The sequence below is a fragment of the Paramylibacter ulvae genome (assembly GCF_014652655.1).
GTDB lineage: Bacteria > Pseudomonadota > Alphaproteobacteria > Rhodobacterales > Rhodobacteraceae > Amylibacter > Amylibacter ulvae.
The window spans coordinates 147,297-162,024 of sequence record NZ_BMZF01000001.1; the positions used below are offsets into that span (position 1 = coordinate 147,297).

13 protein-coding genes are annotated in these 14,728 nt (G+C 50.7%); 3 read left to right on the forward strand and 10 right to left on the reverse strand.

From position 1 onward, the window contains the following. Window positions 1–46 precede the first annotated feature (46 nt). The 6 genes from IE094_RS00815 to IE094_RS00840 are packed head-to-tail and all read right to left on the reverse strand — an operon-like array spanning window position 47 to window position 4,869. The gene (locus IE094_RS00815; RefSeq protein WP_189638678.1) at window positions 47–802 is read right to left on the reverse strand and encodes a sulfite exporter TauE/SafE family protein; all 756 of its coding nucleotides are present in this window, start codon (window positions 800–802) and stop codon (window positions 47–49) included. After that, window positions 802–1,986, reverse strand: coding sequence for a molybdopterin molybdotransferase MoeA (locus IE094_RS00820; protein WP_189638679.1), 1,185 nt, complete (start codon window positions 1,984–1,986; stop codon window positions 802–804). The genes IE094_RS00815 and IE094_RS00820 overlap by 1 nt, the downstream gene beginning before the upstream one ends. After that, window positions 1,983–2,465: a cyclic pyranopterin monophosphate synthase MoaC gene (gene moaC, locus IE094_RS00825; RefSeq protein WP_189638680.1), complete on the reverse strand. Its 483-nt coding sequence runs from the start codon at window positions 2,463–2,465 to the stop codon at window positions 1,983–1,985. Before moaC ends, IE094_RS00820 begins: the two co-directional genes overlap by 4 nt. After that, a complete protein-coding gene (trpC, locus tag IE094_RS00830; RefSeq protein WP_189638681.1) occupies window positions 2,465–3,268 on the reverse strand; it encodes an indole-3-glycerol phosphate synthase TrpC in 804 nt (267 codons plus the stop codon). The genes moaC and trpC overlap by 1 nt, the downstream gene beginning before the upstream one ends. Then, window positions 3,269–4,291 (reverse strand): anthranilate phosphoribosyltransferase, encoded by a 1,023-nt coding sequence (gene trpD / locus IE094_RS00835; protein WP_189638682.1) that lies wholly within the window; start codon window positions 4,289–4,291, stop codon window positions 3,269–3,271. It lies immediately after the preceding gene. Beyond that, a complete protein-coding gene (locus IE094_RS00840) occupies window positions 4,288–4,869 on the reverse strand; it encodes an anthranilate synthase component II (RefSeq protein WP_189638683.1) in 582 nt (193 codons plus the stop codon). Before IE094_RS00840 ends, trpD begins: the two co-directional genes overlap by 4 nt. Window positions 4,870–4,992: 123 nt before the next feature. Between IE094_RS00840 and IE094_RS00845 the strand changes: the two genes are divergently transcribed. Then, on the forward strand, window positions 4,993–6,303 hold the full coding sequence (locus IE094_RS00845) for a divergent polysaccharide deacetylase family protein (protein ID WP_189638684.1): 1,311 nt from the start codon (window positions 4,993–4,995) through the stop codon (window positions 6,301–6,303). Here IE094_RS00845 and trpE read toward each other — a convergent pair whose 3' ends face one another. Together trpE and IE094_RS00855 are read right to left on the reverse strand one after the other, a co-directional pair. Continuing rightward, a complete protein-coding gene (trpE, locus tag IE094_RS00850) occupies window positions 6,304–7,815 on the reverse strand; it encodes an anthranilate synthase component I (protein WP_189638685.1) in 1,512 nt (503 codons plus the stop codon). It abuts the gene before it with no gap. Further along, window positions 7,812–9,677, reverse strand: a complete 1,866-nt coding sequence (locus IE094_RS00855; RefSeq protein ID WP_189638686.1) for a peptidylprolyl isomerase — start codon at window positions 9,675–9,677, stop codon at window positions 7,812–7,814. The genes trpE and IE094_RS00855 overlap by 4 nt, the downstream gene beginning before the upstream one ends. Window positions 9,678–9,817: 140 nt before the next feature. On the opposite strand from IE094_RS00855, the gene IE094_RS00860 reads away from it, so the two are divergent. After that, the gene (locus IE094_RS00860) at window positions 9,818–11,632 is read left to right on the forward strand and encodes an ABC-F family ATP-binding cassette domain-containing protein (RefSeq protein WP_189639400.1); all 1,815 of its coding nucleotides are present in this window, start codon (window positions 9,818–9,820) and stop codon (window positions 11,630–11,632) included. A 155-nt stretch (window positions 11,633–11,787) separates the two neighbouring features. Beyond that, a complete protein-coding gene (locus tag IE094_RS00865; protein ID WP_189638687.1) occupies window positions 11,788–12,141 on the forward strand; it encodes a hypothetical protein in 354 nt (117 codons plus the stop codon). A gap of 112 nt (window positions 12,142–12,253) precedes the next feature. Here IE094_RS00865 and IE094_RS00870 read toward each other — a convergent pair whose 3' ends face one another. Then, on the reverse strand, window positions 12,254–12,715 hold the full coding sequence (locus IE094_RS00870; RefSeq protein ID WP_189638688.1) for a hypothetical protein: 462 nt from the start codon (window positions 12,713–12,715) through the stop codon (window positions 12,254–12,256). Continuing rightward, window positions 12,712–14,694: a DNA topoisomerase IV subunit B gene (gene parE, locus IE094_RS00875; protein WP_189638689.1), complete on the reverse strand. Its 1,983-nt coding sequence runs from the start codon at window positions 14,692–14,694 to the stop codon at window positions 12,712–12,714. Before parE ends, IE094_RS00870 begins: the two co-directional genes overlap by 4 nt. Between the last annotated feature and the right edge of the window lie 34 nt (window positions 14,695–14,728).

A 14,728-nucleotide genomic window follows, 5' to 3' on the forward strand; every position in this document is an offset into this window, starting at 1 on the left:
GTTCTTGATTTGTGTCAATTATTGCTTTGAAAAAAGTTAACAAGCGCTAAATCATTTGCACGACAGCATCATAGACCAGTTTAAGCCCAGTTATGGCTAATAAAACGTAAGCGACACGCATAAACTGTTCTTGTTTCAATTTTTTGTGCAAATAGATCCCGACAAACACCCCAAAAGGCACCATGGGTAACAATATCGCGCTGATGGGGAGTGTATTCCAATTAATTTGACCAAAGGCGATATAGGGCGGCAATTTCATCCAATTGACCACGGCAAAGAAAAAACCGAACGTGCCGACAAATTGGCTCTTGTGAAGATTTTGGTTGAGCAAAAATGCGCGCACCGGTGGCCCGCCAGCATGGGCCAGATGGCTAGTAAATCCAGAGACGGCAGCAAACGCAAACCCCCATTTCATGTCCAACTTTCCACCCCAATCGGGCAGGTAGTTTTTGCCATAATAGATCGCCGCAAACCACAGCGCGATTAAGCCAACCAGCAGGCGCACCATGTGGGGTTCAACCACGCCAAACGCCAGCGAACCAAGGCCAATGCCAACAATTGCCCCCGGGATCATCAGCAAAAAATACCGTTTTTGAAAATGATTGCGATAGGTCCATAAATTGGTGGTATCAATCACGATCAATATCGGAAGCAATATGCCTGCGGCCACGGCGGGTGGCACGAATAGTGAGAGCATCGGCACGCCAAGGGAACCAAACCCTGCGGCCAAGCCAACCTTGGACACGCCCGTTAGAAACACCATGATTGCAGCGATCACAAAAAATGCGATGGGCAATTCCATCAGAGCGGCACGATCTGAACCGTATCACCCGCCGAAAGTGACGATTGGTTTGGTGGGCGGATCATAAATGCATTGGCCGCGGTCATCACCGATAGTAACGAACTGTCTTGCCGTTCAAACGGGGTGCAGATGTTTTGCCCATCAATGATTTCGCAATGAGCGCGCATGTAATGGCTTCGCGGGCCGTTGGCGGGCAAATCGATACCAAGCGTTGCGGTTTGTGTGGCGAGCGCCGCGCGGGGCAGGCCAAGCATGGCGCGAATGGCGGGGATCAAAAACACATAACCACAAACAAGCGCGCTGACAGGATTGCCAGGCAGGCCAATCAATGGCGTGCCTTTGTATAGCCCCGCCATCAACGGTTTGCCTGGGCGCATGGCGACCTTGTAAAATTCGGTATCAAGCGTCCCGTCAGCCGCCATTTTTCCCATCAAATCATGATCGCCAACGGATGCACCACCAAGAGTAACAATCAAATCTGCACCCTCGCACAGGTCCAGAACCGTTGTCAGGCTATCCATATCATCGCGTGCGATCGGCAACAGGCGCGCGCTGGCACCATGTGATTCAATCAATGCCTTTAGCCCGAAATTGTTTGAGCTGATGATTTGATCCTGATTTGGCGTTTCGCTTGGGTGGACCAGTTCATCACCTGTGGCAACCAGCGCAATCACGGGTTTGCGATAAACAGGCAATTCATTCACATTCATGGCCGCAATCAATGCGATATTGGATGGGGTGAGTGGCGTTGGCGCATCAATGGTGGAGCCAGCGCGAAAATCACCACCAGCGGGGCGAATGTAATGGGCGGTATCAATATCGGGATTTACGGTGATGACATTGCCGCTTCGGGTGCAATCCTCTTGGATCAAAATCCGATCGGCACCTTCGGGCACGGGGGCGCCTGTGAAAATGCGCACGCATTGCCCCGCTTTGATTGCGCCATCAAAGCGATGGCCAGCAGCGGACTCTCCGATCACCAATAGCTGCGCATAGGGATCAAGCTCGCCCGATTTCACGGCATAGCCATCCATTGCGGATGACGCAAACGGGGGCTGGTCGCGTTTAGCGCTGACAGGGTGTGCCAATACTCGCGCAGTTGCATCGCGAATTTCGATTGTTTCGATGTCTGTTGGGGAGAGTAATGCTAAAACCTGCGCCAGCGCTTCGTCAACGGATATCACAGCTTTGCCTCGTAACGACCTGATTTTCCACCATCTTTTAACATCACGCGAATGTCGGTGATGGTCATATCCTTGTCCACGGCCTTGACCATGTCATAAACCGTAAGGGCTGCGATATTGACGGCGGTGAGCGCTTCCATTTCCACACCAGTTTGGCCTGTGGTTTTCACCGTCGCGGTAATATCCACGCAATTTTCATCGCGATTTACATCCAAATCCACAGAAACCTTGGTGATGGGTAATGGATGACAAAGCGGGATCAGATCAGGCGTCTTTTTCGCCCCCATAATCCCCGCAAGACGTGCAATGCCCAAAACATCACCCTTTTTTGCAGTGCCATCGGCGATCATGGCGAGCGTTTCTGGGCGCATCACTATCCGCCCCGTTGCGGTGGCGATACGCGCGGTGATGTCTTTGTCGGACACATCAACCATATGTGCCGCACCACTTGCATCGAAATGGGTGAGTTTATCGCCCATCACGCGGCCAACACGGGGTTTGCCAGTAATGTTTTGGTGGCGGCGGTGACGTCGTCTTGTCGCATCAAACTTTCGCCAATCAGGAAGCTTCGCGCACCAACAGCGGCCATTTCAGCCATATCATCGGGCGTGAATATCCCGCTTTCGGTGACCATATGGCGATCCGCTGGCACGTTTTTTGATAATTCACGTGTGGTATCCAGTGTCACATCGAATGTTTTCAGATTGCGGTTGTTTATCCCCAACAGCGGCGATTTGAGGTTCAATGCACGATCAAGTTCGGCGCGATCATGCACCTCTAACAACACATCCATACCCCATTCGAACGCGCATGATTCCAGCTCTGCCGCCTGTGCATCGCTTACGGACGCAAGGATGATCAAAATACAATCGCCACCCCATGCGCGGGCTTGGGCGACTTGATATGTGTCATACATAAAATCTTTGCGCAGCGCGGGCAGGGTGCAGGCATCGCGTGCTTGGGCAAGATATTCAGGGGCCCCTTGAAAACTGGGCGTATCGGTTAGTACAGACAGGCATGTCGCCCCACCAGCGGCATAAGCCGCCGCCAATTTAGCAGGTTCAAAATCGGGGCGGATCAAACCCTTGGACGGGCTGGCCTTTTTGATTTCAGCGATCAATCCATAACCAGATTTAGATGCCTCAAACAGTGCATTGGCAAAGCCGCGCACGGGCGATGCAACCTTTGCTTGCTGTTCCAAGTCGCTGAACGGTAAAGATTTTTTCTGATCCGCAACCTCTTGAAGTTTATAGGTTTTGATCTTGTCTAAAATGTCGGCCATTTATGATGCTGCCTTTGAGGTCAGTTCTGCCAGTGCAGTTAGTTTTTGTTTTGCAGCACCTGAATCAATGCTTTCAACGGCCAATTCAACCCCTGCTTTTAGCGTAGAAACCTTACCCGCGACCACCAATGCGGCGGCGGCGTTTAATAACACAGCATCGCGATAGGCAGATTTTTCGCCATCTAACAAAGCCTGAAACGCAACGGCGTTTTCATCCGGTGTGCCGCCCAAAATATCCTTGAACGGATGAACGGGTAGGCCCGCGTCCTCTGGATGAATTTCCAATCCATTGATGTCGCCATTTTCCAATGCGGCAACGGCAGTAGTACCCGAAATCGAGATTTCGTCCGTCCCGTCAGATCCATGCACGATCCAAACCTTTTCCGATCCCAATTCTTTGAGCGTTTCCGCCATTGGGAAAATCAAGTCAGGGGCAAATGCACCCGTTAGCTGGCGTTTCACACCCGCAGGATTGGTCAGCGGCCCAAGGATGTTAAAAATGGTTTTACAGCCCAATTCAACACGCACAGGCATCACATGTTTGATCGCGGGGTGGTGCATGGGTGCCATCATGAAACCGATTCCGATTTCTGATATGGCCCGTTCCACCACATCAGCACCCACCATCACATTCACACCAAGTGCAGAGAGCGCATCAGATGCGCCCGATTTTGATGACAGATTTCGATTGCCGTGTTTCGCCACGGTCACACCCGCACCCGCGGTCACGAACGCAGTGGCGGTGGAAATATTCAATGTGCCCATGCCATCACCACCGGTTCCCACGATATCCATTGCGCCATCTGGTGCATTCACGGGCGAACATTTGGCGCGCATCACTTCGGCGGCGGCGGCGTATTCGGATACGGATTCACCACGTGCGCGCAGCGCCATCAACAATCCGCCCATTTGCGCAGGTGTTGCTGTGCCTTCGAACAGATGCATGAATGCCTGTTTTGCTTGTGCGCGGCTTAACGGCCCTTCGGAGGCTGCGAAAATTAGGGGCTTCATTGCGTCGCTCATGCGGGAACCTTCACTGTATCAAGGAAATTTTGCAGCATTTTATGCCCGTGTTCGGATGCAATGCTTTCGGGGTGGAATTGTACGCCGTGAATAGGCAATTCACGATGTTGTAACCCCATAATTGTGCCATCTTCCAACCATGCAGTCACTTCCAGACAATCGGGCAGGATATCGCGATCAACGATCAGGGAATGATAACGGGTTGCTTCAAACGGGCTGGGCAAATCTTTGAATAATGATTTGTTGTTGTGATGCATCGTGCCCATCTTGCCGTGGACGATTTCATCGCAACGCACGACCTTTCCGCCAAACACCTGTCCGATGGTTTGATGCCCCAAACACACACCAATCAGCGGTGTTTTGGTTTCGGCGGCTGCCTCTGTCATCGCCAGACAAATGCCGGCCTGATCGGGGTCACACGGACCAGGGGATAACATGATCGCGGATGGATTTAGCGCCATAGCGGCCTGTACATCCAGTTCGTCATTACGTTTGACAACAACCTCTGCGCCCAGCTCGGACAGATAGTGCACAAGGTTATATGTAAAGCTGTCGTAATTATCTATTAATAGAAGCATGTCACGGTTCCAAAATACTTTGTAATTTAGGGCTGTACCCATTAACGTTTGGACGTATAAATGCCCAATGTGGCAACCAATGGTCAAGGCCAGTGGTGCAAATAAAACGAGGAAGGGGGCAGAATGACATTCGTCAAAGCCATTTCAGGATTCATTTTCGGCCTTTTGGCATGCGGTTTGCTGTTATTTTTGGTCTCTGTTCGCAGTCCAATTGCAACAAGTCCACCAACCGCCAATACCGAAGTTGCACCAGCAACAAGTGATTCTGCGCCAAGCAATGCAACCGACGCGGGAAATGCAGAATCAGAAGTTGCACCATCCACGGATACAGAATCCCCTCAAATCGATGACGCCGATGGCACCACGCAGCCCGATGACAACGATAGCAGGAGCAATTCAGAGCCCGTAAACACACAAATCAGTGCGGCAGAAACCACACCCGCGTTACAACCTAGCATGGTTGGCGTGTCAGAAACCGTTGATGCCCAAGAACCCGCCACGCAAGTGGCAGAGCCAGCGACACCAACGTTCACAGAAACTTTGCCAAGCAATGAAGAATTCAACGAACCAGAAACCAATGACGTGGCGGTAAACACCACAAAACCAGCAGTGCGCATTGGTACGGGCATCGGTGAAAAATCAAACAGCGGATTACCCACAGTTGGCGGCGAAACGTCTGAAAACCAACTGTTATTCGAGAGTGAGACGAACAAAGAGGCAACACCAGTAACACCCGAAGAAACCTTTGGTGCATTTGATAGTTTTTCCCAAGAATACATTTCTGATGATAAACCCGCCATCGCCATCGTGATCCAAGACCTTGGTCCTGATGGGTTGAGCCGAGCGGATTTGCTCAAGGCTGATTTTGCCGCGAGCTTTGCCATTTCAGGCGATATGCTGGATTCAAAACGTGCAGCGGCGGAATATTACGGCGCTGGTTTTGAAGTTTTGGTCGAAAACCCAATGACATCTGGTGCGGGGGTTACTGATGGCAACGATACCGATACACGCACAACCGTGGTGCGTGATTACCTGTCTGCTGTTCCAACGGCGGTGGCATTCATTGATAATCCGCTTGGCACGTTGCAAAAACAACATGTGGCGCAAAAGGATGTTTTGAATGTGCTTGCCGAAAGTGGACATGCGATTATTTCATATAAACGTGGTCTGGACCCAACCCCACGCGAGGCGGCGAAACGAGCAATGCGATCTGGTTCGGTTTTTCGCGTTCTTGACGCAAATGGCGAAGATGCGGATGCGATTTATAACAACCTCAACCGCGCGGTTTTTAAGGCCAACCAAGACGGCAGTGCGATTGTGATCGCATCAGGCACCGCGACAACATTTGACGCATTGCAAAGCTGGGTACAAAGCGGCAAAGCATCGGGTGTTTCAATCGTGCCTATCAGCGCCGCAATCCGCAAAAAACGTTAATCAACCATTTCCAGATTGGGTGGAAAATAACGCAGCCTCTTTTGCCGCTTGGCGCAGGGCCTTGGATTTATTGACGGTTTCTTGGAATTCTGATTCTGGGTCGCTGTCATAAACCACGCCGCCACCTGCTTGGATATACAGTTTGCGATCTTTGGTTACCGCTGTGCGGAGCGCGATACAAATATCCATGTCACCATTGGCCGAAAAATACCCAACACCGCCACCATATACGCCACGTTTTTCGGGTTCCAATTCGTCGATGATTTCCATTGCGCGCACCTTGGGCGCACCTGAAACAGTACCTGCGGGCAACCCCGCGAGCAGGGCGGATAGTGCATCGTGATCATCGGACAACTGTCCAACCACGTTTGATACGATATGCATCACATGGCTGTAACGCTCGATGATGAATTGTTCATTGGGATTGACCGTGCCAATTTTGGAAACGCGGCCCACATCGTTACGGCCCAAATCCAACAGCATAAGATGTTCTGCCAATTCCTTTTTATCGGCGAGCAGATCCAATTCCAATGCTTTGTCTTCTTCGGGGGTTGCACCGCGTGGGCGCGTACCAGCGATGGGGCGAATGGTAACTTTGCCGCCTTCTACTTGAACCAAGATTTCGGGGCTGGCACCAATCACCTGAAACCCGCCAAAGTTGAAATAGAACATATAAGGTGACGGGTTGGTGCGGCGCAGCGCGCGATATAATGAAAACGGCGGCAGGTTGAATTCCGATGTCCAGCGTTGTGATGGCACCACCTGAAAAATATCACCCGCGACGATGTATTCTTTGGCGCGTTTGATCACGTCGAAATATTCATCCTTGGTCATGTTGGACACAGGTTCACCAACGGCCACACCGTGGGGTTCCAATGTTTCGGGGGCCACGGGGCGATCCAAATCGCGCAATGCTGCCGCCACACGCTCAGACGCCTGTGCATATGCCGCCTTGGCCGACATTTCACCGGTTGCCCATGCGGGGCTGATCAATGTGATTTCGCCTTTGACACCGTCAACCACAACCACCACGGATGGGCGGGTCATGACCGCATCGGGCAAACCCAGCGGATCAACGTTCACATTTGGCAAATGTTCCACATGGCGGATCATGTCATAGCCAAGATACCCAAACAAACCCGCCGCCATCGGGGGCAGGTCGGCGGGCAATTCAATGCGGCTGGCGGCGATCAGGGCGCGCAATGACGTGAGCGCATCAGATGTTTCATCCACAAACGCATCTTCGTCATACAGCGCCTTGTGATTGATCTGAACGCTATCGCCGTGGCATTTCCAAATGACATCGGGCTGCATCCCCAATATGGAATATCGCCCCTTCACCTCGCCACCCGTCACAGATTCCAGAATAAAGCTGTTTTTGCGTGCCTGTGACAGTTTCAACATCAAGGATACGGGCGTATCCAAATCCGCAACCAAACGGGTGTAAACCACCTGATTTTTACCCGCATCAAACCCACGCGCAAAATCATCAAAAGCAGGGGAAATAATCATTGGCCTGATATGATTTGTGAATCAACAGAATTGATCACAACCTGATTAAGCGTCACACCCGCATCTTGTTGCAAGGCCTGGGAAAATAGATCCAAAATATCCGCAGACACCTGTGATCGAAGCTCGGTATTGACAGTATCCAACAAAATAGCCGTTTCACCGGTTTCGCCATCCACCGCCGTGATGTTTTTCAGCTGAGCAATCACAACTGTATCGTCGGTGGCGGCCAACGTTGCCGCGTTAAGGTCAAGTTCAAACAAATCAGAAATCAAAGTGATAGGCAGTTGTTCGTCGCGTGCCCCACGATTGGCTCCAGTTTTTGTTTCAACAACCACATCAAAATCTGCGATGGATTTACCAGATGCGATTTCAGCGATGATGGCTTCGCCGCGTGTTTGCAACGCTTTGGCTGTTTCTGCGGCGATCCAATCGGTGATTACCATATCCTTTACATCCGCGAGCGGACGCAATGTTGGATCTTTGATTTCGTTCAGTCGAAGTGCAAAAAATCCGCCATCAGATAATTCCAACACTTCTGGAAAATCATCAACATTGGCTTGTTCTGCTGCATCGCGAAATTCGTCATATGCGGCGATGCTGTCTTCGGATTCTGATGTGAATGAAATTTGACCCAATTCCATTTGGGTTTCTGTTGTCAGCTCTTCCAATGTGGCACCCGCAGCCAACCGTTCGTCAATGTCGCTTAACAAACCCGACACCAAACGCGCAGCGGAATCGCCAACCATTTCGGCATGTAACTCTTCTTCGGCGTCTTCAAAGCTGGTGATCTCGGCCTGTAAAATTGCATTAATACGATAAATTGCAGGGCCAAGATCGCTGTCGAATGGGCCAAATACGCCCAGTTCATCTTGGTCAAACAATCCATCCGCGGCACCCGTTGAAACGTCATCTTTGGTCAACTCGCCCAAATCAACATCGCCTGGTTCCAAACCACGTTCGGTGATCAGCGCATCGAATGTAATGCTTCCTGAATCCAAACGGTTGCGTGCATCTATGGCCGCATCGTTATCCGCAAATACAAGTCGATCAATCGCACGACGTTCTGGGCGATTGTAACGCTCTGTTTGCAGATCATATGCATTGCGCAATTCATCCGCTGGAATTTCAACCTGATCCTCAACCATTGTTGGCGACAACCAAGCATAGGTAATTTCGCGTGCCACTGGTGTGGTGTAACGATCTGGGTTTTCCGTATAAAACGCGTTCAACTGTTCGTCTGTTGGCGCAGGGATTGGTTGCACCAAATTGGTTTCGTCGATTTCAATCCAATCGAAATCACGCGTTTCATTTGCAAATGATATCAAATTCATTGCCTGTGTTTGCGCACCTGTCAAACCAGATGTAACCGCGCGTTCAAGCATGGCACGCGCCAAACCTTCGCGGATTGCAGTTTCGTTTTCGCCCGCACTGACATTTGAACGTTCCAGAGCAAATTCATATGCTTCTTTGTCAAAACTTCCATCCAAACCTTGGTAAGACGGAGTTTGACGAATGGTTGTTGCAACCGCCGTGTCACCCACGCTGATGCCCAGTCGTTTTGCTTCGTTATCCAGCGCTGCACTTGAAAGCACAGCCGAGAGAACATTGCGCTGTAAACCCAGCCCCTCAATTTCCGCAGGGGACAGTGTGCGCCCAAATCGCTGTGCCATGGTTTGCACCGCGTTGTTCAACGTGTTGGCATAGGTGTTGATGGAAACGCTTTGCTCGCCAACTTTGCCAATTGATCGCGCAGAACCGCCGCCGATATTACCCGATCCAAAACCGATCAAACCAAGAGCCAAAAGCCCTAAAAGAGCGTAGAAAAAATAGCGATTTTTACCGCTGCGCATGGCTGAAAGCATTATTACCACCTGTCAGAAATTTATTGCTACTGGGTTTTACGCAGATGCATCGGGACTGGCAAGCGCTGCGCGCATATTTTGCAATATTTCCTCCGTCAAATCACCTTGACGTCGCGCATCAGATGAATGATAGCACTGGCATGGCTACTCCACCGATATTGACCCTTTCTGATCTTCATCTCACCTTTGGCGGCGATCCCGTTTTTGCCGGGCTTTCCTTGTCCATTCACGACGGCGACCGTCTTTGTTTGGTGGGGCGCAACGGGTCGGGTAAATCCACCCTGATGAAGGTCATGGCAAAACTAATTGAACCCGATAATGGTGATCGGTTTTTACGCCCGGGCAAGGCGGTTGGCTACATGGATCAACACCCCGATCTGACGGCCTATGCAACCCTTGGCGATTATGCGCGTTCCGATCTGTTGGAAACGGATTTTTACAAGGTTGATATCGTAGCCGAGGGTTTGAAACTTGATCTTGATCGCACGCCTGCCACCGCATCGGGTGGGGAACGGCGCCGCGCGGCACTGTGTAAAATTGTGGCCGAAGAACCCGATTTGATGCTGCTGGACGAGCCGACAAACCATCTGGATATCCAAGCCATTGAGTGGTTGGAAGACCATTTAAAACAAACAAATCAAGCATTTGTCCTAATCTCACACGACCGCGCATTTCTGCGAAGCCTCACACGTGGCACATTGTGGGTGGATCGCGGTGTTGTGCGCAATAACCCCAAAGGGTTCGAAGCATTTGAAGATTGGCGCGACACGGTGTTCGAAGAAGAGGACCAACAACGCCACAAGCTGAACCGTCTGATAAAATCAGAGGCACGCTGGGCGGTGGAGGGCATTTCTGCAAGGCGCAAACGTAATCAGGGCAGGGTGCGTCGCTTGGCCGATTTGCGCGACCAACGCGCGGGTCAAATCATGCGCAAAGGTGCGGCGGCCATGGTGCTCGATAGCGGTCAAAAATCGGGTAAGCTGGTGTTAGAAGCGCTTGATATATCAAAACAATTTGGTGATCGCACGATCATCCGTGATTTTTCGCTCAAGGTCACGCGCGGTCAACGTATCGCGTTGGTGGGGCCAAATGGTGTGGGTAAAACCACGGTGTTAAATATGTTAACGGGCGAATTGGAACCTGATACGGGTTCTGTGCGGATGGGGCAAAAATTGCTGCCTGCGATTTTTGATCAAAACCGTTCTGCGCTGCGCCCCGAAATGACATTATGGGATAGCTTGACCGAGGACCCCGAATTGGGCGTGTCTGGCAAGAACGATCAAATCATGGTGCGCGGCAATCCGCGCCATGTTGTGGGATATCTCAAAGAATATTTATTTGATGAAAATCAAGCACGTGGCCCCGTTTACGTCTTGTCTGGCGGTGAAAAAGCGCGGCTTTTGTTGGCGCGGATTATGGCCAAGGAAAGCAATCTTTTGATTTTGGACGAGCCGACAAATGATCTGGATGTGGAAACGCTGGATTTGATGCAGGAAATTCTGGACGGGTATGATGGCACGGTGCTGTTGGTCAGCCACGATCGTGATTTTCTGGATCGCATCGCGACGACCACGATTGCACTGGAAGGTGACGGGAACGCTACGGTTTATGCGGGCGGCTGGTCTGATTACAAGAGCCAACGCCGCGAGGTAGCGAAAGCAGTCAAGGCCAAGAAAAAGGCGCAAAAACAAACGCCTGTGGCGTCAGCGCCCGCGCAAAATGATGAAAAGTTGAGCTTTACCGAGAGCCATCGTTTAAAAGTTTTGCCCGCAGAAATTGAACGGCTTCAAGCGGAAATTGCCAAGCTGGAAGCGTTTTTAAGCGACCCCGAACTGTTCGTTAAGGAACCGGTAAAATTTCAGAAAGCGACCGATGGTTTGGTGGAACGCCATGAAACCCTGCAAAACGCAGAGGAAGAATGGCTGGAACTGTCGATGCGCGCCGAAGAGGCTTGATTTAATTACAGTTTTTGCCTGACCTGATGGCAGGTACCTGTCTAAAAGGACAGGTAGAAAAGGGTCATTTACCGCCTATAGTAGAACCTACCGCTCGTTAATATTTTTAACGATGAAAAAGACGTGTTTTTGCATGTATTGAGTGGGGGGATACTGTGACGACTTCGAATATCTGGTCCAAGTTTCATCGACCAGTCAAAAGTAAAACTGCGCAAAAATCCGCGCCGACCAAACGTGCACCGCTGACGCCCAAGCAAGAGGCGGATTTGATGCACGAGGTGATCGGCCTGTCCCCGTTTTTTGAAAAATTTGCCGTGAATTCAGTGGCTTTGGTCGAAAAACGCGTCGCTGAATTAAAACGCCGTGTGCGATTTTTAGACGATAAAACCCGCGAAACGTTGAAAGACAGATATGGCGAAGGCCATGAATGGCGCGGGCTGGCGGATGAAAATTTACTGGCAATTTACGCCTGTATGATGCGCCTTGAAATGCGGCTTGAGTGGGACTAATCCCAGCCAATTTCACGTTAACCTTTTAGAATGTAGGACATGCGTCGGACACCCGTGGGACATGTGGCGGACATGTGGGTGGCGGAAGGTTGATCTTTTGAAATTCCTTGTTTCAGAACTTACCGAAATTAATATACTTTTCAAATTTGGAAACTAGTAGACCAAGTTGATCGTTTAACCACTTTAGCTCGGCATGTTCTTTGGCCACAAATTCTGATCGTTCATCGCCTACAGGAAGGTTTTGGTATTTTGAATGTGAAAGCCTCATATCAATCGAATGAACTCTTATTTCTTCAAGATATGATGATACGTCCGAACCAAACAAGAACTTTGATTCTTCTACTACTCCCATGAATTCAAAAAATTCTTCATCTTCAACACGTGCGCTTCTTAAAATACTTCCTAGAAATTTTTGGGTGCCCTTGTAAATCGTGTAGCGTCTATCGAACATCTTTTCTTTAAAAGATGCTCTATTTACCTGCCATTGTTGATAGGCAATATAACCAACCACAATTGCAACCAAAATTGGACCGAACGCCTTAACGTACTCTATCCAATGAATCGGGTCACTCAAACGTCTAATTCCTCAACAAACTTCGCATTCTCTTGAATATACTGAAAGCGCAGCTCTGGCTTTTTGCCCATCAGTTGATCGACGAGCCTGTCGGTTTCACCCGGTTCATCTTCGTCAATGGTGATGCGGATCAATTGGCGGGTGGCTGGCATCATGGTGGTTTCTTTCAAATCCTTGGCGTCCATTTCGCCCAAGCCTTTGAATCGTGAAATGTCGATTTTACCGCGACCGCCCAAACCCTTGGCCATCATCTCGTCCTTTTCCTGATCATCCATGCAATAAACACGGCGCGAGCCTTGGGTGAGGCGGAACAGGGGCGGGCAGGCCATATACAAATGACCATGATCAATCAGCGGGCGCATTTGGGTAAAGAAAAATGTCATGAGCAGGCTGGCGATATGCGCACCGTCAACATCCGCATCGGTCATGATGATGACCTTTTCATAACGCAAATCTTCGACGTTGAATTTCGCACCCATGCTCACGCCAAGTGCCTGACATAAATCGTTAATTTCGTTATTTGTCGCCATTTTATTGGACGCAGCCCCCAACACGTTGAGGATTTTACCGCGCAGCGGCAAGAGCGCTTGGGTTTTGCGATCACGCGCCATTTTGGCGCTGCCACCCGCGCTATCGCCCTCGACGATAAACAATTCGGTGCCTTCGCGTGCGGAATTGGAACAATCCGTCAGCTTGCCCGGCAGGCGCAGTTTTTTGGTGGCGGATTTGCGTGCGGTTTCTTTTTCTTGGCGCCGGCGCAGACGCTCTTCGGCCTTGAGCACCATGTAATCTAGAATGGCGCCAGCGAATTTATTATTCGCCGCCAGCCAGTTATCAAAGTGATCGCGCACGGAATTTTCAACCAAGCGCGTCGCCTCGACCGTGGCAAGGCGATCCTTGGTTTGGCCCACGAATTTGGGTTCGCGGATAAAGACAGATACCAGCGCACAGCCACCGCCCATGACATCGTCACGGGTGATTTGCGCGGCCTTTTTGTTGTTCACGAGTTCGCCGTAAGCCTTGATCCCCTTGAGGACAGCAGACCAAAATCCGCTTTCATGTGTGCCGCCCTCTGGTGTGGGGACGGTGTTACAATATGATTGGGTAAAGGCATCGCGTGATGGGGTCCAGTTGATCGCCCATTCGACATTGCCGATCTCGTTATTGCCGAACTTTTCCGCAAATTGAACCTTGCCCGCAAAGGGTTGGTCGGAATAGGTTGTCGCCCCTTCGAGCCGTTGCGAGAGGTAATCCGCCAAACCATTTGGGAAATGGAATGTATCGGTTAGGGGTGTTTCGTCGTCTTTGCCCAGGCATTCGGGCGCACATTTCCAACGGATTTCAACGCCTGAAAATAAATAGGCTTTGGATTTCGCCATGTCATACAGGCGTTTTGGTTTGAATTTCGCCGTTGCGCCAAAGATTTCGGGATCAGGGTGGAATGTGACCGTAGTGCCGCGACGGTTTAGGATTGGGCCAAGTTCTGTCAATTTGGTTTGCGGAATGCCGCGCGAAAATTCCATAGAGAACAATTCGCGGTTGCGCGCAACCTCGACCCGTACATGATCAGACAGGGCGTTGACCACGGATGAACCAACCCCGTGCAAGCCGCCCGATGTTTCATAGCTATCGCCCGAAAATTTACCGCCTGCGTTGAGGGTGCAGAAAATAATCTCCAGCGCGGATTTTTCGGGAAATTTGGGGTGCATGTCCGTGGGGATACCACGCCCGTTATCGCGCACGGTGATGTGGAAATTGGCATGCAATTCCACCTCGATCCAATTGGCGTGGCCTGCGACTGCTTCGTCCATCGAGTTGTCGATGATTTCCGCTACCATGTGATGCAACGCGCGATCGTCCGTACCACCGATATACATACCAGGGCGCAGGCGCACGTGTTCCATATCCTCCAACACTTGGATAGAGGATGCATCATATGATTTTTCAGGTTCGTCTTTGAATAGGTCGTTTGGGGCCATTGGGGCTCTTGATTCTCGTTATTGCTCGTTTCGC